Here is a 24,993-nt window from a genome sequence, read left to right on the forward strand (position 1 = left end):
CCCATGTTCAGCGGGGCCAGCTATTCCGCGGCGGATGGCTGGGCTCCCCATTAGGGATTAAAAGCCATGACTTCACCGTTTAGTTACACCTCACCTACGGTCAGTGTGGAAGCGCTGAAACATTCCATTGCCTATAAGCTGATGTTTATCGTCGGCAAGGATCCGGCGATCGCCAACCGCCACGACTGGCTCAACGCCGTCCTGTTCGCGGTGCGCGATCGCATGGTGGAGCGCTGGCTGCGCTCCAACCGCGCCCAGCTGTCTCAAGACGTGCGGCAGGTGTATTACCTGTCGATGGAGTTTCTGATCGGCCGCACGTTGTCGAACGCGCTGCTGTCGATGGGCATTTATCAGGACATCGACAACGCGTTGAACGAGATGGGGCTGAACCTGGCGGAGTTGCTGGAGGAAGAGAACGACCCCGGGCTCGGCAACGGCGGTCTGGGCCGGCTGGCGGCCTGCTTCCTCGACTCGCTGGCGACGCTGGCGCTGCCGGGGCGCGGCTACGGCATTCGCTATGAGTACGGCATGTTCAAGCAGAACATCGTCAACGGCCAACAGATGGAATCGCCGGATTACTGGCTGGAGTACGGCAATCCGTGGGAGTTTCCGCGCCATAACACCCGCTACAAGGTGCGCTTCGGTGGCCGCGTGCAGCAGGAGGGGGCCAAGGCCCGCTGGCTGGAGACCGAAGAGATCGTGGCCATCGCCTACGATCAGGTGATCCCCGGTTTCGACACCGACGCCACCAACACGCTGCGGTTGTGGGGCGCGCAGGCCAGTAACGAGATCAACCTCGGCAAGTTCAATCAGGGCGATTACTTCGCGGCGGTGGAAGATAAAAACCATTCGGAGAACGTGTCGCGCGTGCTCTATCCGGACGATTCGACCTCCTCCGGGCGTGAATTGCGCTTGCGACAAGAGTATTTCCTGGTGTCGGCCACGGTGCAGGATATTCTCAATCGCCATTGGCTGATGCACAAAACCTTCGACAACCTGGCGGACAAGATCGCCATTCACCTCAACGACACTCACCCGGTGTTGTCGATTCCGGAGTTGATGCACCGGCTGATCGACGAGCACAAGTTCAAGTGGCTCGACGCCTGGGAAGTGGTGGAGCAGGTATTCTCCTACACTAACCACACGCTGATGAGCGAGGCGCTGGAGACCTGGCCGGTGGACATGCTCGGCCGCATCTTGCCGCGCCATCTGCAGCTGATTTTCGAGATCAACGATCACTTCCTCAAAATGGTGCAGGAGGTGGCGCCGGGCGACAACGATCTGCTGGCGCGGGTCTCGATCATCGACGAAACCAACGGCCGTCGGGTGCGCATGGCGTGGCTGGCGGTGGTGGCCAGCCACAAGGTCAACGGCGTTTCCGCTCTGCATTCCGAACTGATGGTGCAGTCGCTGTTCGCCGACTTCGCCCGGCTGTTCCCGACTCGTTTCTGCAACAAAACCAACGGGGTGACGCCGCGTCGTTGGCTGGCGCTGGCCAACCCGCCGTTGGCGGCGGTGCTGGACGACTGCATCGGCCAAACCTGGCGTACCGATCTCAGCCAGCTGAGCGAGATCAAGGCCAACATCGATTACCCGAGCTTCCTGCAGGCGGTGCAGCGCGCCAAGCGGCAGAACAAGGAGCGGCTGGCGCTGTACATCGCCAAAACGCTCAACGTGGTGGTTAACCCGGATGCGCTGTTCGACGTGCAGATCAAACGCATCCACGAGTACAAACGGCAGTTGCTCAACGTGTTGCACGTCATCACGCTGTATAACCGTTTACTGGCCGACCCTGATATCGAGCGCGTGCCGCGGGTGGTGATCTTCGCCGGCAAGGCGGCCTCGGCCTACTATGCCGCCAAGCAGATCATCCGCCTGATCAACGACGTGGCCAAAGTGATCAACAACGATCCGCGCGTGCATACCCAGTTGAAGGTGGTGTTCATTCCGAACTACGGCGTCAGCCTGGCGCAGATCATCATCCCGGCGGCGGATCTGTCGGAACAGATCTCGCTGGCGGGCACCGAAGCCTCGGGCACCAGTAATATGAAGTTCGCGCTGAACGGCGCGCTGACCATCGGCACGCTGGACGGCGCCAACGTCGAGATGCGCGAGCACGTGGGGGAGGAGAACATCTTTATTTTCGGCAATACCGCCGAGCAGGTCGAGGAACTGCGCCGCAACGGTTACAACCCGCGCCAGTACTACGAGCAAGACCCAGAACTGCATCAGGCGCTGACGCAGATCGCCACCGGCATGTTCAGCCCTGAGGAGCCGAAGCGCTATGGCAATTTGTTCGACTCGCTGGTGAACCTCGGCGACCACTATCAGCTGTTGGCGGATTACCGCAGCTATGTGGACACGCAGGACAAGGTGGACGAGGTGTATCTCAATCAGGACGAGTGGACGCGGCGCGCGGTGCTGAATATCGCCAATATGGGTTACTTCTCATCCGATCGCACTATTCAGGAATATGCGGATGAAATTTGGCACATTAAGCCGGTGAAGCTGTAAAGCGGGACAGGAAAAAAGCAAAGGGCCGGATAACCGGCCCTTTTTCGTTACGCTGCGGCTCAGGAAGCCAGCGACAGCGCTTTCGTTTTCGCGTGTTCCGCCAGCCAGGCTTTCACGCGCGCCTGCTGCGCTTCGTCCAGCCACATGCCCAGCTTGGTGCGGCGCCAGATAGCGTCGTCCAGCTCCACGACCCACTCTTTCTCGGTCAGGTAGCGCAGTTCGGCTTCATACAGACCGTGGCCGAAATCTTCGCCCAGATCGGCGAGGCCGTTGGCGCCGGCCAGGATCAGCTCGCTCTGGCTACCGTAGGTGCGGGCATAGCGGCGCGCCAGGGCTTCCGGCAACCAGCCGTGCGCACGGCGCAGTTTGGCCGCGTAACCGTCGCGGTCGCCGTCGATGTCACCGCCCGGCAGCGTGGCGTTTTTGGTCCACGCCGGGCCGCAGCCTGGGTAGTAGTGGGCCAGTTTTTCCATCGCATGTTCGGCCAGCTTGCGGTAGGTGGTCAGCTTGCCGCCGAAGACCGACAGCAGCGGCGCCTTGCCTTGCTCGTCGTGCACGTCCAGCGTGTAATCGCGGGTGATCGCCTGCGGTGAATCGGACTCGTCGTCGCACAGCGGACGCACGCCGGAGTAAGTCCAGACGATGTCGTCGCGGCCCAACTGCTTCTTGAAGTGATCGTTGTACACTTTCAGCAGATAAGCGATTTCGTTCTCGTCGATCTTCACGTCTTTCGGATCGCCTTTGTACTCCACGTCGGTGGTGCCGATGATGGAGAACTCGTCATTCCACGGGATCACGAACACGATGCGGTGGTCTTCGTTCTGCAGAATGTAAGACTGCGGCTGATCGTGCACGCGCGGCACCACGATGTGGCTGCCTTTGATCAGACGGATGCCGTAAGGCGATTTCAGCTTCAGGCCGTCGTCGAAGAAGTTTTTCACCCATGGGCCGGTGGCGTTCACCAAGCCTTTGGCGCGCCAGGTGAAGGTTTTGCCGCTGTCGATATCGACCGCTTCCACCATCCACAGGCCGTTTTCGCGCCATGCGCGGGTCACTTTGGTGCGGGTGCGCACTTCGCCGCCGCGTTTTTCCACTTCCTGCGCGTTCAGCACCACCAGGCGAGCATCGTCGACCCAGCAGTCGGAATATTCGAAACCGCGCTTCAGCTCAGGCTTCAGCACCGATTCTGGTCCAAAGCGCAACCCCTTGCTGCCCGGCAGGCTGGTGCGTTTGCCCAGGTGATCGTACAGGAACAGGCCGATACGGATCATCCAGGCCGGACGCAGATGCGGCTGGTGCGGCAGGCGGAAACGCATCGGGAACGCGATGTGCGGCGCCAGTTTCAGCAGCACTTCACGTTCGGCCAGCGCTTCGCTCACCAGCCGGAATTCGTAGTGTTCCAGGTAGCGCAGGCCACCGTGGATCAGTTTGGAACTGGCGGAAGACGTAGCACAGGCCAAGTCTTGCGCTTCCAGTAGCAGTACCGACAGCCCGCGCCCGGCAGCATCCGCCGCGATGCCGGCACCGTTGATGCCGCCACCGATAACGATCAAGTCTTTGGTTTCCACGTCATCTTCCTCCAGATGTTCGAAATAGCTCTTTCATGTTCGTTTTCGCTCATGATTGTAATCAAAAACCAACAAGCAAGCCAAGACTTAACCAAACAAAAACATTTAGGCGTGATAGAGGTAACAGTTTGGTGATGATAGTCACACAAGTAGCATGGATATGGCACGGGCGCGCAAACGGCTTTCGGTGAGGGGGGCTAAAGGGATGAAACGGGGCGGCGGCGCGCCCCGCAGGTTAAGGCCGAATCAGCACAGCTCCAGCTGCACGTCGTACTGTTCGATGATTTTCATCACGCTCGGCGGCGGCAGCTGGTCGGTAAACAGGTAGTCGATCAGGTTCATGTTGCCCAGGTTGACCATGGCGTTGCGGCCGAATTTGGAGTGGTCGGTTACCAGCATCACGCAGCGGGAATTTTCGATAATCGCGCGTTTGGTGCGCACTTCGTGATAGTCGAATTCGAGCAGCGAGCCGTCCATATCGATGCCGCTGATGCCGAGAATGCCGTAATCGAGACGGAATTGGGAGATGAAGTCCAGGGTGGCTTCGCCCATGATGCCGCCGTCGCGGGTGCGCACTTCGCCGCCGGCCAGGATCAGGCGGAAGTCTTCTTTGGCGGTCAGCAGGGTGGCGACGTTAAGGTTGTTGGTGACCACGCGCAGGTTCTTGTGGTTCATCAGCGCATGGGCCACCGCCTCCGGCGTGGTGCCGATATCGATGAACAGCGTGGCGCCGTCCGGGATCTGGCTGGCGACGCGCTGCGCGATGCGGGCTTTCTCTTCCGACCACATCACCTTGCGATCGTTATAGGCAGCGTTGACCGAGCTGGAAGGCAGCGCCGCGCCGCCGTGGTGACGCTGGATCTTGTTCTGGTCGGCCAGGTCATTCAAATCGCGGCGAATCGTTTGCGGGCTGACGTCAAAATGCTCGACCAGCTCTTCCGTGCTGACGTAACCCTGCAGGCGCACCAGCTCGATAATTGCGTCATGACGCTGTGTTTGCTTCACGATAATCCCCTAAAACGCCCGCTATGCCCGCTGGGCATAGCTCCCGGCTGTTATTGTTCGTTGTGTGCGCGATGACGCGTATCCCAAAATGCCATCAATAACCCTAACACTAAACCGGCTACGTGTGCCGCGTTGGCGATCGACATTCCTAAAATATCGAAATATCCGGCCACCAGCCACAGCACCGAGAACACCATCAGGCCGCGCGGCAGCATCAGGCCGCGCTCCGGCGCCCGTTCGCCCGACAGCCAGACATAGCCCATCAGCGCATAGACCACGCCCGACAGCCCGCCGAACAGCGCGCCGCTGAACAGCGATTGCGCCCAGCCACTGAAGAACGCCGACACCACCGCCAGCACGAACAGCTTGCCGGCGCCGAGGCGTTTTTCCATCTGGCCGCCGAGATACCACCACCACATCAGGTTAAACAGGATATGCAGCAGAGAGAAATGCAGGAACGCATGGCTGATCCAGCGCCATAGCTGGGTGTATTGGCTGCTGTCCTGCGGCCAGGAGAGCCAGTACATCACGGTATCGTCGCCGAGCGCCTGCATCAGAATATAGACCGCGATGCACAGCACCATCACGCCGAGCGTCAGCGGCCCGGCCTTGCTGCGCAGGGTGTGCAGGTAGGACTCGCTCTGATAGTGCAGGCCGGCGTCGGTATGGCCGGTCTGCCAGCTGGCGGCCTGATAACGGCGGTTGAGCGGATCGACCAGAAACTGCTGCAGCTCGTGTTGCACCTGCTCGAGATGACCTTCGTCGGCCAGCCAGATTTCCGCCGCCTCGCCGCTGTTGCGCAGCTCAAGCCGGATGCCCTGGGTCGCCATATAGTCGACAAAGGCCAGCGCCAGGCGCGGGTTGGATACGGCGATTACTCTAACCATTGCTCTTCCGTCGTAAGTGAATGATTTTGGCCGCCGCTTGCGCGCCGGCGACCCTGACGGCCGATTATAACGTCGAAATCCTGAGCGCTGGCAAACGGATCTGCGAAAAACCCGCGAAAACGCGCATAAAAACGAAGGGGAAGCCCGCCGACGCACGGCGGGCGGCGGGGATCAGGCTGAGGTTTCCACGTCTTGCGGATACTGACGGGCCCAGGCCTCGAAGCCGCCGTCGATGCTGTAGACCGCGTCGAACCCCTGGTGCAGCAGGTATTGCGCCGCGCTGCGGCTGCTGTTGCCGTGGTAGCACATCACCATCACCGGCCGCTCGAAGTCGTTTTGTTGCATAAAGGCCGACAGGGTGGCGTTGGTGAGGTGAAAGGCGCCCGGCGTATGCCCGGCTTCAAAACTTTGCGGATCGCGGATGTCGACCAGGGCGGCGCTGCCCTCTTTCCAGCGGGTGTAAGCCTGTTCAACGTTGATCGCTTCGAACTGTTCCATACTGCTGACTGCCTCATTATTGGGGGACGCCGCTATTGTAACCAACTCTGCGGCGTTTAAGACCAGAGCAAGCTTGTGGTTTTCTCACACCAGCAGCACTTCTACCCCTTGTTGACGCAGTTGCTCAACGATCGCCAAATCGGCGGCGCGGCCGGTGATCACCATGGCGATTTTCGATATTCATCTCAAACCTTCTCCTAACGACATGAATGTCCCTCCTTAACTTGATTAAGGCATGGAGAAGGAATTTCCAACTATAATCATTTGAAGCAGCGTATTCATTAATGAAACTAGTTGTATAAATTCCAATGTATAATGTATTAAGCTCGCAATGTAATTTGTTGATAACGCTTCCCGATGTCTTTCTTTAACTGAATTTCAGTTAGCTCTAACATTTTTAACAATGAATCCTCAAATTTATTATTATTCCTAAACTCCTCACCTGGTGTTATAGTTGCACACTGTAGAAATGGCATTGCTGGAGTATCGGAGAAAAGTTCAAAAACACTATTATGAAAATCTCTGACCTGAGGGGTATTATCCGGATTGATAATCATTAATCCAGTTATAGGATTATGAGTTTTGGATATTAAGTTGAGTCCATGTATATACTTCAGCGTTAAATCGGGGAGGTAATGCGTGAAGGCTTTATCTGTAGTCGTATATTTTGCATCTAGAATAACATACCTTTCGTTGTTAAGTGCATTACTGATTTTTATGACATAGTCAGGAGAACGATTTGAGTTTTTTCCTGAGCTTGAGCGTTTAGATACTTTCCCATTATAGATAGTCCAACCTTCTGAATTAACAAGACCTCTCAGGTCAGCTAGCGAATGCCTCGCCATCCAATATTTTGGCTCATATAGAAAACTTAATTTTAACTCTTGCTTTATAGGGAATTCAAATAGCATGAAACCATTATTGCTTTCAGGTAATGACTTAAAGGAAAAGTGATGATCTAGAATGCTCTTAATATAAAAAAGAGTATAATATTCGAATAGCTTAGGAATGCTTTGGATTGATAGTAATTCGTCTTGGACACTCCAGTCTGGTCTTCCGAACCTATACCAGTCAACTATTTTTCTAAATATAGAGAGATATATTGATTCTTTTTTAGCTTTCATTGTAAATATAGGGATGCCAGTTACTGCCTTTTTGGAAGGTATTTTTTCAGACATCAGTTTTTTAACGGAGTGTAACGTGGATAAAATGTTTTTGCATTTTTCTACTTTTCTTGCATTAATGTTTTTTTGAAATTTTTGAATTTGGCTGAAGAAACTTAAATAACCGTCTGGACCACCATGAAGTTTCTGTTTTTTCTTTTCAGGAAATTCGAATCCTGAAAGTAACATTGATGTTGTGTGTATTAATGTATTTATAAATCCATGTAGTACTTGGTTTTCATATACATCTGAATCCTCAATTGCTTGTAATTCTATTAGTTTTTTCACCCCATAGAAACAATTATTAAACTCTAATATAGCGCTATCTATACAATCAACTTCAAAAAGTTCATCTGCATTATTGCATAGCCATGAGAGTGTTAAGTCATCGACGTTTGTACTATCATTAGGATAAACGTACTTTTCTCTATTTGATAGTTTTGTTATTGGAGCATTGACAAGTTTTTTTATTAAAGAAGATGTTTTTTCAACTGTGTTTTCCACTTGCTCAAGTAGTATATCAACTGGAGTGTCTCCATCTTGATAACCAGCCTTGCGACGAGTAACTCTAAAAAATGAACACAAAGCCTCACTGTCTGTTTTTGCCAAAAAAGAAAGCATTTTTTCTACGCGTTCAGCATTTATTTTCTTAGCTAAGACTTCCAATGGTTTAAAATTAACTATCTCACTTTTACCCTCATAAAATAACTCTAAAGATAACTCAGCTATACCATAGTAATTATGGAAAAAACATTCTTGCGCATACGCACCTGTCCTTTTTGGTAACCATTTATAAACCCATGCGCCATTGTAATCCTCAACTAAAGTTGGTGCTATTTCGTTCTCATGTAGCGCCAAGGTTATTTTGTCATAAAACTTATCACTATAAAAAGATAATTCTAATACTTCATCTTCAAGTACGAATATCTCTGAGTTTTCTTTAAAATCAATTACTGGCAATTCAAAGGTATTACCTTGCCGCCTGCCTCTTAGAATTTTAATTTCGATTCTCATGATAACCTCTAAAAATAAGAGTATGATTCACTATATATATCACCATTATTAATGATGTTCTTAAGAGTTGCTTTAGATATATGGAGATCCAACTCTACAAGCTTTTGTTCAAGATTTTGTAACCTTTCTTTGAAACCAGTTCCATATCCTTCTATTAAGGGTAGGATATGCTGATTGATGGCAAAATCTATGGGTTGACTTCTTAGTCCTTCAATTTCATTAGCAATGTGACAGTAGCGTTTTATTGCATTATATTTTCTCTGGCTCACTCGAACTGAAGTTGTTCGATTAATCGGTGCTTTGAGAATTTCTATCACCTGTTCAAGAGCGTTTTGCTCTTCAGTTGTAAATGACGACTCATAGAGACTAATATCAAAACAATCTTCTAAACATTCATTACTCACTGCTCCATCGAAATCTAGAGTTTTTATTACGTTTGACTTGAATTCTGAATTATGATTCAAACCTATCACTGGAACTCGGTCAATTAATCTGGGGGAAAGTCGCTCTGTGGATGCATCATTATTGATAGTTGCAATAAATCTTACTCCATTAGCAACGGAAATATGCCTTTCCTCTTCTGACGGGATTCCTGAATCAATTTTTCTTTGCCGTCCTTCTGGATCACACATACTTAGAAAATCAGACCAATAATGCTCGACACTTGAAAGGTTCGCCTCATCTAATAATATTAGTTTGAGATAATCTTGGTTATGCTCACTTTTTAGAAATTCATAAAGGCCTGTTCTAGCAGGTTGATAGACATCTTTTAAAGAGTTATAAAATCCAAGTATGTCACGGCTTGAGACCCAAGCACGACCTACAGGAATGTTCAGAAAGTTACTGGTATTAAAGGTGTTGGTATCACTTGTTAAACCCATGTTTTGCGCAAGTCTAATCGCTGTTGAGGTTTTTCCGGTACCAGGAGGGCCTGCCAATATTGTCATAAATGACTGGTTAAGGCATATAAGCAAATTTGCCATTTCATCAAAAGAAAAATTCCGACCATTATCATTGCTGAATGAATCAACCAAATAATTTATATAGTCTTTCCTATTAGCGACATTCAGTTTTATAGAGGATGGTGTGATCTTTGTCTTGTATATTTTTGGTGTGCTTTCTTTTGTTCTTCCTCCATTTAAAAGGGTTGTTAGTGTCTGTATTTCTACTGCTTTCTCTAATAATTGTGGAGAGTTTAAAGTGGCTTTTTTAAGATTAACAGCTTTTTCAACAGATTCCTTCTCTTTCTCGATGTCTTCTTTTCGTCTTTTCAAATAATTTATCTCTTCTACAAGCGAGTTGTAATCGCTTACGCGAGATAATGTAGCGTAAAACTCTTCTAGTTTTAGATTTGCCTCATGTATTTTCTCCTCTAGGGCGGAGTTTTCCTCTGTTAGTGATTGCTGCTTGTTTAATAAAATTTTATGAGCATCTTCTGCCGTTTGTTTTTTTATCCTCTCGATCTCATCTTTAGCTTTTGATTTTTCATTTTCAACATTTTTCGTTTCGAATTCCAACTCGGACTTCTTAGTGCTTATCAGTCTTTCTAACTCACTAATCTCTTTGTCTAATTTTTCTTTCTGTGCTCGCGTAACCTCCTCAAGCTCTTCAGATTTTTGTTTTAATAATAACTCTTTATTTTTTATGAAGTAGTTATCTAAATAAAGTCTACCGTCTCTGCTCTCAGCCAAAAACTCTTGTACTATTTCTTGCCCAAAAGGGCTTGAGTCTAGAAATTCCCCTAATAACTCTTTAATTCGCTTAAGACGCTCACTATTCTCTAATACTTTGTTCTTTTTTACATATTCGTCTATACCCTGAGATAGCTTTTGAGCTTCGCTCTTGCCTAACGGAGTTTTGTTTTTAGAGAATCCGCTACCAAAGCCATTTTTAGTAAAATATGAAACCAACCTAGTGTCTGAAATGTAATCTAATTGCTCGAAAGGCAATGTTGACAGATCTTTTAAGTTATTTATATATTTTTTATTTTCTCCTTTTATAATCCATTCCGATGATAGATTATCGTTGTCTATATTTTTAGATTCTATTTTAGCGATATGGTCTTGTTTGAGCTGTAACGGCGATGGTGTGGATAACGGAGATAACTGCCAGTTATTATCTTGTTTTGATGCTTTGAAAGGGCCATAAATGTATTCCCCATCTTCAATGAAGAATTGTGTGCTTGGCGCATCTATATCATGGCTAATAAAACCTGTCTTAATATCAGGTAGCTCGGATTTGATAACTGGTATAAGAAAGCTTTTGTCAAGTCTTTCGACTTTATTACCTAGTCCAAAATGTTTTTGATGCCTTGAATTGCTCTTCCAATCATCATCATTACTTTCGTAATACTCAGTAAGGACAAATAACTCATTGTTGCCAAATTGTTGGCTGATATTCATGAATCCCTTTGATATAAATATCCCCCCATTAGGAAAATCACTTGTTTTAATCTTATCGTAATTACCATTTTCATTTACATGGGCAACCGGTATAACTAGACCCATGTCAGGATTTACTGTGTGATTATCTTCTTTAATCACTAATATTCTATTCATAATTCTCCTTAAGATATAATGTCTTGCCTAAATTATTAACATGCTAATATTAAATGGATGTTGCATGTATGCACATGGTGCTCACCTTTCAGATAAACTGTTATTTATAGAGTGAGCCGGATACGTTATCAATATTTATTTTTTTGAAGTAAGATGCTGATCAAATTTTTATATGAGTAATGTTAGTTTATCACTTGCCTCAATATGATTGTTTGTTTTTTGTTCATGCAATGATAGTGCTGTAGAAACGTATAGCTCGTACAGTGTAAGTTATATATATTTTATTATAGTGGCTGATATTATTTTGTCATTTAATAGGTAGTTTTGAAAGGTAATTTTATTTTTAGCGGTTTATAGCGTTTCTTATAACTAACAACTTCTCTTCATTCTAACTGGTTACTAAATCTTTTTCATTAAATGAAAAAATTGATATTAAAATAATTGCATTAGTTATTTTTTATAATTTGATGTTGAAAAATCTGTCAATATCTAAATACTCTGATAATAAAATATAGCTTTTTAATTCTAAACAAGCATAAGCCTCTGCAAAACGGGAGGTGGCTAAGATGGCTTGGATTAGCCGGGGCATTAACCCCGGCCTGCGCCGGCTCGATGAACACCTGTCGGCGAAACATTTCAGCCGCAAACATGGCGCCGGCGCTTATTACGGCCAGCGCTGACTATCAGGCGCCGTACCCCATCATCTTCAGCAGCTGCTGCGCTTGCTGCACCGCTTCCTGGCGATGGGCCACGCCCAGCTTCTGGTATAGATTGCGGATATGGGTCTTGATGGTGGTGGCCGCCACATCCAACTCACCGGCGATCTGGTCGTTGCTGTAACCGGAATAGATCAGCCCCAGCACCTGCCATTCGCGTTGGGTCAACGGACTGGTGCGGATCAGTTCCGGCACCTGCGGATGGGTCAGCAGCTTATCGACGAAGTTCTCGTCGAAATGCGCGAACTTGTGCCGATGATGCTGGTTGATGTCGCGCAGGATGCGCTGGGCGCGATGCTGTTCCAGCTCCGGCAGCGTGTTGAGCTGGATCAGCTGGCGCAGCTGCTGCGCCATCGCTTCGCCTTCGATGACGAAGTGGCTGATAAAGCCGGTGCGGTTGGCCAGCGACAGCGCTTCGATCAGCGCCTGCTGCGCTTCGCCCTTGCGCTCTTGCAGCCAGTAGAGCTGGTTGCTGAGCAGCAGATTGCGGTTGAGATCGCTCACCAGCCGCAGGCGACGGGCGTTTTCGTTCAGTTCATCCAGCACCACGCCGGCCTCTTCATACTGGCCGAGCAGGATCTGCACTCGCGCGATGTTGCGCCATTGGCCCTGCGTGAAGTGGTTGTCCGCCATGCCGGGCTTTTCGGTGTGGCGCAGCCACTGGGTGGCGGCGGCGGTATCGCCGGTCATCTGCCAGTGGATCACCCGCGACTTGTCGGTGTTGGTCAGCCAGTCGCGATGATAGTGGGCGCCGTGCAGCAGGGTTTCGCAGCGCTGCAGATGGGTATTGGCGTTGTCCAGATCGCCGCGCGCCAGCGAGCATTTGGCCAACATGGCGATGCACTGCAGCTGCTGCTGCGGTTGGTAGTTGGCCAGAATTTTCAGCCCGGCGCGCGCCGCGTCTTCCGCTTCGTCCAACCGCGACCACGACCACAGGATCTGGGCGCGGATGCGCAGCAGGAATTCGTGCATCGGCAGCTGTTCCAGGTGCTGCTCGCGGATCAGTTCGAACGCCTTATCCTGGGTTTCGTAAGCGGCCTGCAGGAAGCCTTGGGCGATAAGGATTTCGCTCTGCTGCAGCAGCGCCCAGAGCGCGTAATGGTTGGCCTGATGACGACGCGCCATCTGCTCGGTCTGCTGCATCATCGGCAGCGCGCGCGCCAGTTCGCCCTTGCAGTGGTGCACTTCGCCGGTCACCGAGGTGGCGACGATGCGGCTGTAGTAGCTGGACAGCGGCAGGAACTTCAACGCTTCGGTCGCCAGCCGCTCGGCTTCTTCCGGTTTGCCGGCGTTGATCGCCACCTGGGCGCGCAAGGCGTCGAACTCGGCGTGCAGCGTTTGGTCTATCTCGATTTTCTGTTCGCGCATGGTGCGCTCGGCGCGCTCCAGCAGGGTGTTGACCTCGCTGTAGCGGTGCTGGCTCTGCGCCAGCCAGGCCTGCAGCAGCGCCAGCTTGGGGTTTTGGATCAGGCGCTCATACGGCAGCGCGTTGAGGCACTCCTCCAGCAAGGCCAGTTCGCTGTGGTGGAACAGCGACCAGGCGTGTTGCAGCAGGATATCGCGCAGCATGCTGACGTCGCTGGCCGCCAGCGCGTGGTGAATGGCCTCCGCCGGATACCCCAGCGCCAGCCAGCCTTCGGCGGCGGCGCGGTGCAACCCCGGCAGCTCCAGCGCCAGTTCCCACTGGCAACGCTGGCGCAGGAAAGAGGCGAACAGCGGGTGGAAGTTGAACCATTCGCCGGTGTCGTCCATGCGGTGGATAAACAGCCCCTGGCGCTCCAGCTCCTCCAGCCGCTGCTGGCCGTTGTCTTCGCCGGTCAGCCGCACGATCAGCGCATCGTTCATTGAGCGCAGCACCGAACAGCGCAGCAGGAAGGCGCGCGCATCGGCATCGACGTGATCCAGCACTTCGTCCACCAGATAGTCGGACAGATGGCTGGCGTTCAGCCCCGCCAGCCGCTTGGCCGACAGTTGGGCCGAGGAGGCGGATTGGCGGGCCGACAGCGCGATCAGCTGCAGCGCGGTGGCCCAGCCTTCGACTTCGTCGCACAGGCGGCTGCTGTCCTGCTGTTCCATCGGTGCCGCCAGGCGGCAATCGAAGAACTGTTTGGCTTCCTGATGGGTGAATGCCAGCTGCTGCGTGCCCATTTCCAGCAGCTGATCGCGCACCCGCAGGTTGGCGATGCCGAGCGGCGGCAGGGTGCGCGAGAGCAGGATCAGCGTCAGGTTTTCCGGCTGATGGCGCAGGAAAAAGCGCATGGCTTCGTGAATGGCGTCGTTGGTGATCAGGTGATAGTCGTCGATCACCAGGTACAGTGGCTGATGCCAGTCGGCCAGCTCGATAAACAGCTGGGCGAACAGCGCCGACAGGCTGGCGTACTGGTGCTTCTGGCTCAGCGCCTCGCTCTTGACGCAGCGGCCGCCGCTGGCCTGCTGCAGCGCCGCGATCAGGTAACTGGCGAAACGCTCCGGCTGGTTGTCGCTCTCATCCAGGGAATACCAGCCCAGATCGGCCTTGCCGGCCGCCCATTGGGCGATCAGCGTGGTTTTCCCGTATCCCGCCGGGCAATTGACCAGTGTCAGACGATAGTTGCCCGCGCTGGCCAGTTTGGCCAGCAGGCGATCGCGGATCACGGTATTTTGCAGCCGTACCGGGCGGCTCAGTTTTGATGGGATCAGCATAGTATTCCAGGATATAAATCGCGGTTCCCGCCGGGATTGGAGTGGCGCTAATTATTTTATGGTTCGTAATTAATAGCTCCCCCTAACTTCTGCCAACCCTAAACGTATTGCAACAAGCTTCCGCATCGGCTTGGAGTTAAGTTGCTATCGATCACACTTTTTTACGTTTGGTGTCGGAGTACGGCGATGCGGTTGCGGATCGCATTTCCGGCCATGGACAAAACTTCAGCAGCGCGAATACTTGTGCTAACGTCATGGTTAACGTTCTCAGTGCTCGCCGCACGCGTTGGCGGGCTTTTTTGCATCGTTGCAAGGGAGTCAAAAAGTGCCTGAGATCACAATTCCAGCTACGCCCCAATCCTCCTCCCCAGCTAATCCCCAGGCGGGATGATGCCGTCAGGCTTTCTCACCGGCACGATAGCGGCAATTTGACCCACTTACTGGATAGAGAGTTTTCCTTATGTCACAGCCTACGCTCAAGAAGGATGCTTTTCTGGCGGCGCTCGCCCGTCAGTGGCAACGGTTCGGCCTCAGTTCCGCGCAGCAAATGACGCAACATCAATGGTGGGAAGCCGTCAGTGCGGCGCTGGCCGAGCAACTGGCCGCACAGCCGGCGCCGCGCAAAAGCGCCAAACCGCTGCGTCACGTGAACTACATCTCGATGGAGTTTTTGATTGGCCGGTTGACGGCGAACAACCTGATCAACCTGGGCTGGTACGACACCGTCGAGCAGGCGCTGGCCGAGCAGAACGTCAAGCTGGCGGATCTGCTCGAGCAGGAAACCGATCCGGCGTTGGGCAACGGCGGGCTGGGGCGTTTGGCGGCCTGTTTCCTCGACTCGATGGCGACGGTGGAACAACCGGCCACCGGCTATGGGCTGAACTACCAGTACGGGCTGTTCCGCCAGTCGTTCCAGGGTGGGCAACAGCAAGAGGCGCCGGATAACTGGCAACGCGAGAGCTATCCGTGGTTTCGCCACAACGCCGCGTTGGCGGTGGACGTGGGCATCGGCGGCAAGCTGGAAAAGCAGGCCGACGGCCGCGAACTGTGGCGCCCGGCCTTCACCCTGCGCGGCGAAGCCTGGGATCTGCCGGTGCTGGGGTATCGCAACGGCGTGGCGCAGCCGCTGCGTCTGTGGCAGGCGACCCATCAGCATCCGTTCAACCTGGGCGATTTCAACGACGGCAAATTCCTGCAGGCTGAGAAGCAGGGCGTAGAAGCCGACAAGCTGACCAAGGTGCTTTACCCGAACGACAACCATCAGGCCGGCAAACGCCTGCGCCTGATGCAGCAGTATTTCCAGTGCGCCTGCTCGGTGGCGGACATTTTGCGCAAGCACCATCAGGCCGGCCGCAAGATTGAAGAACTGCCGAAGTATGAAGTGATCCAGCTGAACGACACCCACCCGACCATCGCCATTCCGGAAATGCTGCGCATTCTGCTGGACGAGCATCAGCTGGAGTGGGAGGCGGCCTGGGCGATCACCAGCAACACCTTCGCCTACACCAACCACACTTTGATGCCGGAAGCGCTGGAGCGCTGGGATGAAAAATTGGTGCGCAGCCTGCTGCCGCGCCATTTCTCCATCATCAAACAGATCAACGCCAGGTTTAAAAAATTGGTGGATAAGCACTGGCCGGGCGACGAGGCGGTGTGGGCCAAGCTGGCGGTGCACCACGACAAGCAGGTGCGCATGGCCAACCTGTGCGTGGTCAGCGGCTTTGCGGTTAACGGCGTGGCGCAGCTGCATTCGGATCTGGTGGTGAAGGATCTGTTCCCGGAATATCACCAGCTGTGGCCGAACAAATTCCATAACGTCACCAACGGCATCACGCCGCGCCGCTGGCTGAAACAGTGCAATCCGGCGCTGTCGGGCCTGATCGACGAGACGCTGAAGGTGGAGTGGGCGAGCGATCTCGACGCGCTGCGCGGGCTGGAGAAATTCGCCGACGACGCGGCGTTCCGCCAGCGTTATCAGCAGATCAAACGCGACAACAAGGTGGCGCTGGCTCATTACGTGCACGGCGTGATGGGGCTGACGCTCGATCCGGACGCGATCTTCGACGTGCAGATCAAACGCCTGCACGAGTACAAACGCCAGCACCTGAATCTGCTGCACATCCTGTCGCTGTATCGCCAGCTGCGCGACAACCCGAACCTGGACATCGTGCCGCGCGTGTTCCTGTTCGGCGCCAAGGCGGCGCCGGGCTACTACCTGGCGAAGAACATCATCTACGCCATCAATCAGGCGGCCGAGAAGATCAATCACGATCCGCTGGTGAAAGATCGCCTGAAAGTGGCGTTTATTCCGGACTACCGCGTCTCGGTGGCCGAACTGATGATCCCGGCGGCGGATATCTCCGAGCAGATCTCCACCGCCGGTAAAGAGGCCTCCGGCACCGGCAACATGAAACTGGCGCTGAACGGCGCGCTGACGGTCGGCACGCTGGACGGCGCCAACGTCGAAATCGCCGAGCAGGTGGGCGAAGACAACATCTTTATCTTCGGCAATACCGTGGAGCAGGTGAAGGCGATAGTGGCGAAGGGCTACGATCCGCTCAGCTACCGCAAGAAGGACAAGCACCTGAAGGCGATTTTGGATGAACTGGCGAGCGGCGCGTTCAGCCACGGCGACAAGCACGCGTTCGACATGATGCTGCACAGCCTGCTGGAAGGCGGCGATCCCTATCTGGTGCTGGCGGACTTTGCCTCGTACTGCCAGGCGCAGCGCCGGGTCGATGAGCTGTATCGCGATCGGGACGAGTGGACGCGGCGGACTATCCTTAACACCGCGCGCGTCGGCATGTTCAGCTCGGATCGCTCGATCCGCGATTACCAGCAGCGCATCTGGCAAGCCAAACGTTAAGGAGAGCGAATGGATCGCAAGCGTATCGATCAGGCGGCAGCGCAGGCGGGGATCGCTGCCGATTTCATCAATGCTCACGGCAAACGGCAGGCGATTGAGCCGCAGACCAAGCGCAAGCTGCTGGCGGCCATGAAGTGGGCCGATGATGCGGTGCAGGATACCGCGCCGCCGCCGTTACCGGCGGTCAAGGTGTTCTATCAGGGCGCGCCGTTGGCGCTGACGCCGACGGGCGAAGGCGAATACCTGTGGGCGCTGCAGCGTGAAGACGGCGAATGCCTGCAGGGGCGCGTCGGCGCGCGCAAGACCCTGACGCTGCCCGGCGAGCTGCCGGCGGGTTACCACCAATTGACGTTGAGCCAGGGCGCACGGCAGTGGTCATGCCGAGTGATCGTCGCGCCGAGGCGCTGCTTCGAGCCGGACGCCTTGTTGACCGGCAAAAAGCTGTGGGGCGCCTGCGTTCAGCTGTACACGCTGCGCTCCGATCGCAACTGGGGCATCGGCGATTTCGGCGATCTGCGCCTGATGGTGGAAGAGGTGGGGGAACGCGGCGGCGCTTTCGTCGGCCTCAACCCGATCCATGCGCTGTACCCCGCCAACCCGGAGAGCGCCAGCCCTTACAGCCCCTCGTCGCGCCGCTGGCTGAACCTGGCGTATATCGACGTCAACGCGGTGGAGGATTTCCAGCGCAGCGACGCGGCGCAGCGCTGGTGGCAGAAGCCGGCGACGCAGAAACAGCTCGCCAAAGCGCGCGCTGCGGAGTGGGTGGATTACACCGCCGTGATGCAGCTGAAACTGGCGGCGCTGAAGCTGGCGTTTCCGGTATTTCAGGCGCGCAAGCCAAACGACGCGCAGCGTCAGGCGTTCGAGCAATTCGTGACGGACGGCGGCGACAGCCTGTATCGGCAAGCGGCCTTCGACGCGCTGCATGCCCATTTGGCGGCGGATGACATCAGCCAGTGGGGCTGGCCGGCCTGGCCCGAACGTTATCGGCAGGGAGATAGCGAAGCGGTGCGGCAGTTCTGCACTGAACACCAGGAAACGGTTCGTTTTTACCTGTGGCTGCAGTGGCTGGCGGCCACCCAATTCGCGCAGTGTTTTGACCAGAGCAGGCAGCAGCAGATGCCGATCGGCCTGTATCGCGATCTGGCGGTCGGGGTGGCGGAAGGCGGGGCGGAAACCTGGTGTGACCGCGAGCTGTACTGCCTGAAAGCGTCGGTCGGGGCGCCGCCGGATATTCTGGGCCCGCTGGGGCAAAACTGGGGCCTGCCGCCGATGGATCCGCACGTGATGGCGGCGCGCGGGTATCAGCCGTTCATTGATCTTTTGCGCGCCAACATGACCAGCTGCGGCGCGCTGCGTATCGATCACGTCATGGCGCTGCTGCGGCTATGGTGGATCCCGTATGGCGAAACCGCCGATCGCGGCGCCTACGTCAAATACCCGGTGGACGATCTGCTGGCGGTGCTGGCGCTGGAAAGCCAGCGCCATCGCTGCATGGTGATCGGCGAGGATCTCGGTACGGTGCCGGTGGAAATCGTCGGCAAGCTGCGCGACAGCGGCGTCTATTCCTACAAAGTGCTCTATTTCGAAAGCGACGGCGAACACCATTTCCGCGCGCCGCAGGCCTATCCGGTGCAGGCGATGGCGACCATCACCACCCACGATCTGCCGACGCTGCGCGGCTACTGGCAAAGTGACGATCTGACGCTCGGCAACCGGCTGGGTCTCTACCCGGACGCGGAAATCCTGCGGGCGCTGTTCGCCGATCGGGAACGCGCCAAGCAGGGGCTGCTGGATGGATTGCATCGTTATGGCTGCGTGCCGCAGAAGGTGGGCAAGAAGGCGGCGCTGCTCGGCATGAGCCCGCTGCTCAACCGCGGCCTGCAGCGCTATGTCGCCGACAGCGCCAGCGCTCTGCTCGGCCTGCAGCCGGAAGACTGGCTGGACATGGCCGATCCGGTCAACATCCCCGGCACCAGCGATCAGTACCCTAACTGGCGGCGCAAGCTGACCCGGACGTTGGAGGAGACGTTCGCCGACCCGCGGATAAACCGGCTGCTGAAGGATTTGGACAAGCGCCGACGCAAGGTGTCGGTGGGCTGAAAACGACAATGCCGGAACGGGTTCCCCCTTCCGGCATTGTGTTATCTACCGTGGCGCGAACGCCGGGTATCAGTAGTAGGAGTGCTCGCCGCGCTGGTGCTCGGTCAAATCACGCACGCCCTTCAGCTCCGGGAACTTCTGCAGCAGCTCTTTCTCGATGCCTTCTTTCAGCGTGACGTCGACCATCGAACAGCCGTTGCAACCGCCGCCGAACTGCAGAATAGCCATGTTGTCGTCGGTGATCTCCATCAGCGTTACGCGTCCGCCGTGGCCCGCCAGCTGTGGGTTGATCTGCGACTGCAGCACGTATTCCACGCGTTCCATCAGCGGCGCGTCGTCATCGACCTTGCGCATCTTGGCGTTCGGCGCCTTCAGCGTCAGCTGAGAACCCAACTGGTCGGTCACGAAGTCGATTTCGGCGTCTTCCAGATACGGCGCGCTCAGTTCATCGACATAGGCGGACAGTTTGTCGAACTTCAGTTCGGTATCCGTCGCTTCTACCGCGTCCGGCGGGCAATAAGAGACACCGCATTCGGCCGTCGGCGTGCCCGGGTTGATCACGAATACGCGGATTTGGGTGCCTTCTTCTTGATTTGCCAGCAGTTTGGCAAAGTGTTCCTGTGCAGCATCTGTTATACGGATCATAGCATTAGCTCAATAGTTGACTTCTATAGTCGGTTATAATACGCCCATTGCCGTGGCACTACAACGTGCGGCAAACGCACCATATCTGCACCGAGGCGGCGCCTTGCCGCCGCAGCAGCGCCGCGATCTCCGAGACGGTGCTGCCGGTGGTCACCACGTCATCCACCAGGGCGATATGCCGGCCGGCGACCGGCACGGTACAGGCGAACGCGCGCTGCAGATTGCGTCTGCGGGCAGAGGCGCTCAGCCGCTGTTGCAGAGCAGTTTTGCGCACCCGGCGCAAGGCGGCGGGCCGGTAGGCGCAGCCCAGCCAGTGCGCCAGCGGCCGGGCCAGCAGATCGCTCTGGTTATAGCCACGGCGCCAGCAGCGTGTTGCATGCAAGGGTACCGCCAAAATCAGGTCAGGTCTGTTCAGATACTGCTCTCTGCGCGCCTGCTGCCAGCGCAACAGCATCAGGCGCGCCAGCGCCGGCGCCAGCTCGGGCGCGCGGTGGAACTTGAACCTTTTTACCAAGCCGCTGAGCGGCGTCACGTAGTCGCCGACGAACACCAGCCGTTGCCAGGGCGGTGGCCGTTGCAGGCAGCGGCCGCAGGGCGTGCGCGTCTCCCCGGCGGGCAGCCCGCAGCGCGGGCAACACGGCGGTCTGGCCGGCAGGTGACGCAGGCAGCAGCTGCAGAGGCCATGACGCATCATGCTCAATGGCTGTCGGCATAGCCAACAGCGGCTGCGGATTGATAGCATAGTGTCTCCGAGACGGGTAAGCATGAAAGGACAATAACCAATGACAGCGCTGTACTGGCAAACAATAGGTGAAGGTGAACGCGATCTTGTGCTGCTGCACGGCTGGGGATTGAACGCCGAAGTGTGGAGTTGCATTCAGGCGCGGCTGACGCCGCATTTTCGCCTGCACCTGGTCGATCTGCCGGGGTACGGCCGTAGCCAGGGGTTCGGCGCCCTGTCGCTGGCGCAGATGACGGAAATCGTGCTGGCGGCCGCCCCGCCGCAGGCCTGGTGGCTCGGCTGGTCGCTCGGCGGGCTGGTGGCCAGCCAGGCGGCGCTGATGCAGCCGCAGCGGGTCAGCGGGCTTATCACCGTAGCCTCCTCGCCGTGCTTTGCCGCCCGCGATGAGTGGCCGGGGATCCGTCCGGACGTGCTGAGCGGTTTCCAGCACCAGCTAAGCCTGGATTTCCAGCGCACCGTCGAGCGTTTTCTGGCGCTGCAGACGCTGGGCACCGAGAGCGCGCGTCAGGATGCGCGCCAGCTGAAAGCGGTGGTGCTCAACCAACCGACGCCGAGCGTCGAAGTACTGAACGGCGGGTTGGAGATCCTGCGCACCGCCGATCTGCGCGCGCCGCTGGCGGAGTTGAATCTGCCGCTGCTGCGGATCTACGGCTATCTGGACGGGCTGGTGCCGCGCAAGGTCGCCGAGCTGCTCGACGCCGCCTGGCCGAACTCCACGTCGCAGATCGTGGCTAAAGCCGCCCATGCGCCGTTTATCTCTCATCCCGATGAATTTGTGACGATGATCGAAGCGTTTATTGCAGCACATTGAATGCAGCGTGAAAACGCACGATAGAGCGCGAAAAAAAACGCTGCCGGGTGGATAAAAGACAAAGCTGTTCAATACTTAGTGAGTCAATGCGTTGGCTGCAAAATGAAAAGACCGCGTGCGGCGATTTTCATTTTGGCGTTTCGTCTCTGGGAAACAGGCCCCGTCAGGGAAAGCAACGAGGCCTGAGGATGTCGCGGCAGCCTGCAGTACTACGCATGGATCCTGGACGGCTTTCATAACAGATAAATTATCCATTGAGAGGTTAGTGTCATGAAATCATTGAAGATGATTATTGCAGCGGCAGTGCTGGGTTCGGTGTCTTTCGGCTCCATGGCGGCAACCCTGCTGACCAAGGAAGATCTGGATAAGAATCCGGGTAAATACGAGAAGATCGGCACCGTGACCACCACGGCGGAAACCACGTCGCCGATGGATGCCAAGGAAGAGCTGTCCAAACTGGCGGACGAAAAGGGCGGTCAATACTACGTGATCCTGGCGGGCCGCGAACACGGTAAATTCAGCGCCATCGCCGAAGTTTACAAAGACAAGCAATAAGCCTTGAACGGCAAGGGGGCGCCCGCAGCGGCGCCCCTGAACGTCAGGCCTTCAGCCGGTAGAACACCGTGCTGCACCCCTGGCCCTGCGGGCAGCTTTTGCAGCCGCCGCTCAGACAGGCGCCGTCATCCTGTTCGATGCGTTCCACTTTCCCCATCGCCGTCAAACGGTCCAGCATCGCCTGCACCAGCGGCAGCGGCGTCGCCAGCGATTGGCTGAGCTGCTGCGCCTGAGCGCTGCCGCGCAGCGCCAACGCATCGCGCACCTGCAGCAGCCCGGCCATCAGTGGCAGCTCCCTTTGGCGCCCTGACAGCAGGCCGCCGGCGTGGCGTTGCCCAGGCGAACCGTGACGCGGCTGCGCGCCCGGCGCAGGCCGAACAGCACCAGCAGGTTTACCAGCACCACCGCCAGGATCGCCGTCAGGCTGTACTGCGGATGTTGGTTGAAGGTGGCCGCCTGATAGAACAGCGTCGCCAGCGAGTAGGCGACGTTCAGCCCCCACAGGATTGAGAAGGTCATCCAGCCGCGGCTCGATTCACGGGCGATGGCGCCCATCACCGAGACGCAAGGCACGTACAGCAACACGAAGATCAGGTAGCTGTAGGCGGAGATGCCGGAGCCGAATTTGCTGCTCATCACGCCCATCGAGCCGACGCCCATCTCGCCGTCGCCCTTGCTGGCTTCGATCGGGTTGGAGAGCACGCTCAGGCTGAAGGTGTTTTTCAGCCCGTCCCAGGTTTCCTGCAGCGCGCCGCCCAGCTCGTCGAGCAGGTTGAAGTTGGCGGCGTCGAACGCCTCTTTATTGATGTGCTCGGCGGTGTACAGCGTGTTCAGCGTGCCGACCACCACTTCTTTCGCCATCGCGCCGGTCACCAGGCCGACGGTGGCCTGCCAGTTATCGCTGTGGACGCCCATAGGCTGGAGCAGCGGCGTCAGCACCTTGGAGACCGAAGCCAGCGCGGAGTCGTTGATGTTGTCGACCGTCTTGCCGCTGAACGAGAAGCTGTTCAGGCCGCCGATGAACATGCTGGCGACCACGATCACCTTGCCGGCGCGCAACACGAAGCCTTTCAGCCGCTGCCAGGTTTGCAGCAGCAGGCTTTTCAGGTGCGGCACGTGGTAGACCGGCAGCTCCATCACGAACGGCGAGGCTTCGCCGCGCATGAGGGTGTATTTCAGCACCAGGCCGGTTAGGATCGCCACCGCGATGCCGAGCATATACAGCGAGAACACCACGCCGGCGCCGTCCTGGCCGAAGAACGCGGCGGCGAATACCGCGAAGATTGCCAGACGGGCGCCGCAGGACATGAACGGCGCCATCATGATGGTGATCAGGCGTTCGCGTTGGGCGTCCAGCGTACGGGCGCCCATGATGGACGGCACGTTGCAGCCGAAGCCGACGATCAGCGGCACGAAGGATTTGCCCGGCAGCCCGAGCGCCTGCATCAGGCGGTCCATCACGAACGCCGCGCGCGCCATGTAGCCGGAGTCTTCCAGGAACGACAGGAACAGGTACATCATGCCGATCTGCGGCACCAGCGGCAGCACGGTGTTGATGCCGCCGCCGACGCCCTGCGCCAGGAAGACGGTCAGCCAGTCGGGGAAGTGCAGGGTGTAACCCAGCCACTGAATGCCCTGAATGAAGATCGCCGCCGAGCCGATATCGAAGATCGGCTGCAGCGCGCCGCCGATATTGATCGCCAGCAGGAACATCAGGTACATCACCAGCAGGAAGATCGGTACGCCCAGCCAGCGGTTGAGGATCACTTTATCCAGTATGTCGGTCAGGCGGTTGGGCATCGCCTGCTGCGAGTTGCTGACCGCGTCGCACAGGGCGGCGATGGACTGGTAGCGCGCGTCGGCGATCACCAGCGCCGGGTCCTCCTGCTGCTGCTGTTGCAGCGCCTGAATGGCCGCTGGCAGCCGCGCCACGGCGGGGCCGGCCAGGCGATGGCTGTAGATGTCGCCCTCCAGCATCTGCAGCGCCAGCCAGCGGCGCTGCGCCGCCGGCAGCGTTTGCGGCATGGCGTCGCTCAGCGTGGCGACCTCTTTCAGCAGCAGCGGCGGGTAGTTCACCAGCGCCTGCTGTTCGTTGATGCGATGATTGTCGATCATTTGTTTCAGCACGCCGATGCCGTCGGCGCGGGTGGAGACCATCGGCACTACCGGGCAACCGAGGCGCGCCGACAGCGCGGCGACGTCGATATCGATATGCTGGCTTTTGGCGATGTCGAGCATGTTGAGCGCCACGATGCAGGGAATGCCCAGCTCCAGCAGCTGCAGCGTCAGGTAGAGGTTGCGTTCCAGGTTGGAGGCATCCACCACGTTGATCAGCAGATCGGCGTCGCCGCTCAAAATGTAGTGGCAGGCGATCTGCTCATCGAGCGACGTCTGCTCCGAAATGGTGGTCAGGGAGTAGGTGCCGGGCAAATCGACCAGCCGCACGTCGGACTGCGGGGTGGTGAAATGGCCTTCCTTGCGTTCGACCGTCACGCCCGCCCAGTTGCCGACCCGCTGGCGCGCGCCGGTCAGTTGGTTGAACAGCGTGGTTTTGCCGGAGTTTGGGTTGCCGATTAAGCCGATGGTGAGTTTTTTCATAGTTCTGCGTGTCGTCTTCAAGGAGAACAGCGCCGGCGCAAAGGCGCACCGGCAAACGGAGGGCGCGC

At 56.0% G+C, this 24,993-nt stretch carries 16 protein-coding genes and 1 pseudogene; 6 read left to right on the forward strand and 11 right to left on the reverse strand.

The features are described from left to right. Nucleotides 1–66: 66 nt before the first annotated feature. The gene (glgP, locus tag ACSBQS_RS23010; protein WP_033645307.1) at nucleotides 67–2,514 is read left to right on the forward strand and encodes a glycogen phosphorylase; all 2,448 of its coding nucleotides are present in this window, start codon (nucleotides 67–69) and stop codon (nucleotides 2,512–2,514) included. A 59-nt stretch (nucleotides 2,515–2,573) separates the two neighbouring features. Here the strand turns inward: glgP and glpD are convergent, their stop codons facing one another. The 6 genes from glpD to ACSBQS_RS23040 form a co-directional block, all read right to left on the reverse strand. Continuing rightward, nucleotides 2,574–4,082, reverse strand: coding sequence for a glycerol-3-phosphate dehydrogenase (gene glpD / locus ACSBQS_RS23015; protein ID WP_004930801.1), 1,509 nt, complete (start codon nucleotides 4,080–4,082; stop codon nucleotides 2,574–2,576). Nucleotides 4,083–4,328: 246 nt separating this feature from the next. Continuing rightward, a complete protein-coding gene (locus ACSBQS_RS23020; RefSeq protein WP_004930797.1) occupies nucleotides 4,329–5,087 on the reverse strand; it encodes a DeoR/GlpR family transcriptional regulator in 759 nt (252 codons plus the stop codon). A gap of 50 nt (nucleotides 5,088–5,137) precedes the next feature. Next, nucleotides 5,138–5,974: a rhomboid family intramembrane serine protease GlpG gene (gene glpG / locus ACSBQS_RS23025; protein WP_033651754.1), complete on the reverse strand. Its 837-nt coding sequence runs from the start codon at nucleotides 5,972–5,974 to the stop codon at nucleotides 5,138–5,140. A 171-nt stretch (nucleotides 5,975–6,145) separates the two neighbouring features. Next, nucleotides 6,146–6,472, reverse strand: a complete 327-nt coding sequence (gene glpE, locus ACSBQS_RS23030; RefSeq protein WP_004930790.1) for a thiosulfate sulfurtransferase GlpE — start codon at nucleotides 6,470–6,472, stop codon at nucleotides 6,146–6,148. Nucleotides 6,473–6,792: 320 nt separating this feature from the next. Beyond that, complete coding sequence (locus ACSBQS_RS23035; protein WP_197666853.1) at nucleotides 6,793–8,649, reverse strand: DUF2357 domain-containing protein; 1,857 nt, start codon at nucleotides 8,647–8,649, stop codon at nucleotides 6,793–6,795. A gap of 8 nt (nucleotides 8,650–8,657) precedes the next feature. Next, nucleotides 8,658–11,207, reverse strand: a complete 2,550-nt coding sequence (locus tag ACSBQS_RS23040) for an AAA family ATPase (protein WP_197666854.1) — start codon at nucleotides 11,205–11,207, stop codon at nucleotides 8,658–8,660. Between the two features lie 539 nt (nucleotides 11,208–11,746). Between ACSBQS_RS23040 and araD the strand changes: the two are divergent. Then, nucleotides 11,747–11,887, forward strand: a pseudogene (gene araD / locus ACSBQS_RS23045) (L-ribulose-5-phosphate 4-epimerase); the annotation flags it as partial. Nucleotides 11,888–11,890: 3 nt separating this feature from the next. Here araD and malT read toward each other — a convergent pair. Beyond that, nucleotides 11,891–14,605 carry an HTH-type transcriptional regulator MalT gene (malT, locus tag ACSBQS_RS23050; RefSeq protein ID WP_117187563.1) on the reverse strand — a complete coding sequence of 905 codons (2,715 nt, stop codon included), beginning with the start codon at nucleotides 14,603–14,605 and terminating at the stop codon, nucleotides 11,891–11,893. A 460-nt stretch (nucleotides 14,606–15,065) separates the two neighbouring features. Between malT and malP the strand changes: the two genes are divergently transcribed. Beyond that, the gene (malP, locus tag ACSBQS_RS23055; protein WP_103101828.1) at nucleotides 15,066–17,471 is read left to right on the forward strand and encodes a maltodextrin phosphorylase; all 2,406 of its coding nucleotides are present in this window, start codon (nucleotides 15,066–15,068) and stop codon (nucleotides 17,469–17,471) included. A 9-nt stretch (nucleotides 17,472–17,480) separates the two neighbouring features. Then, nucleotides 17,481–19,574, forward strand: coding sequence for a 4-alpha-glucanotransferase (malQ, locus tag ACSBQS_RS23060; RefSeq protein WP_047026500.1), 2,094 nt, complete (start codon nucleotides 17,481–17,483; stop codon nucleotides 19,572–19,574). A gap of 69 nt (nucleotides 19,575–19,643) precedes the next feature. Here the strand turns inward: malQ and nfuA are convergent, their stop codons facing one another. Together nfuA and gntX are read right to left on the reverse strand one after the other, a co-directional pair. Next, on the reverse strand, nucleotides 19,644–20,219 hold the full coding sequence (nfuA, locus tag ACSBQS_RS23065; protein ID WP_004930777.1) for a Fe-S biogenesis protein NfuA: 576 nt from the start codon (nucleotides 20,217–20,219) through the stop codon (nucleotides 19,644–19,646). A 58-nt stretch (nucleotides 20,220–20,277) separates the two neighbouring features. Next, nucleotides 20,278–20,961 (reverse strand): DNA utilization protein GntX, encoded by a 684-nt coding sequence (gntX, locus tag ACSBQS_RS23070; protein ID WP_047026499.1) that lies wholly within the window; start codon nucleotides 20,959–20,961, stop codon nucleotides 20,278–20,280. Nucleotides 20,962–21,001: 40 nt separating this feature from the next. Between gntX and bioH the strand changes: the two genes are divergently transcribed. Both bioH and ACSBQS_RS23080 read left to right on the forward strand, forming a co-directional pair. After that, the gene (gene bioH, locus ACSBQS_RS23075; RefSeq protein ID WP_042785508.1) at nucleotides 21,002–21,772 is read left to right on the forward strand and encodes a pimeloyl-ACP methyl ester esterase BioH; all 771 of its coding nucleotides are present in this window, start codon (nucleotides 21,002–21,004) and stop codon (nucleotides 21,770–21,772) included. A 270-nt stretch (nucleotides 21,773–22,042) separates the two neighbouring features. Continuing rightward, nucleotides 22,043–22,327: a YdgH/BhsA/McbA-like domain containing protein gene (locus tag ACSBQS_RS23080; protein WP_004930765.1), complete on the forward strand. Its 285-nt coding sequence runs from the start codon at nucleotides 22,043–22,045 to the stop codon at nucleotides 22,325–22,327. 43 nt (nucleotides 22,328–22,370) lie between these two features. Here ACSBQS_RS23080 and ACSBQS_RS23085 read toward each other — a convergent pair whose 3' ends face one another. Together ACSBQS_RS23085 and feoB are read right to left on the reverse strand one after the other, a co-directional pair. After that, a complete protein-coding gene (locus ACSBQS_RS23085) occupies nucleotides 22,371–22,610 on the reverse strand; it encodes a FeoC-like transcriptional regulator (protein ID WP_004930758.1) in 240 nt (79 codons plus the stop codon). Continuing rightward, complete coding sequence (feoB, locus tag ACSBQS_RS23090) at nucleotides 22,610–24,925, reverse strand: Fe(2+) transporter permease subunit FeoB (protein WP_042785506.1); 2,316 nt, start codon at nucleotides 24,923–24,925, stop codon at nucleotides 22,610–22,612. Before feoB ends, ACSBQS_RS23085 begins: the two co-directional genes overlap by 1 nt. Nucleotides 24,926–24,993 lie beyond the last annotated feature (68 nt).

The organism is Serratia sp. H402Y, assembly GCF_051172415.1.
Classification (GTDB): Bacteria; Pseudomonadota; Gammaproteobacteria; order Enterobacterales; family Enterobacteriaceae; genus Serratia; species Serratia ureilytica.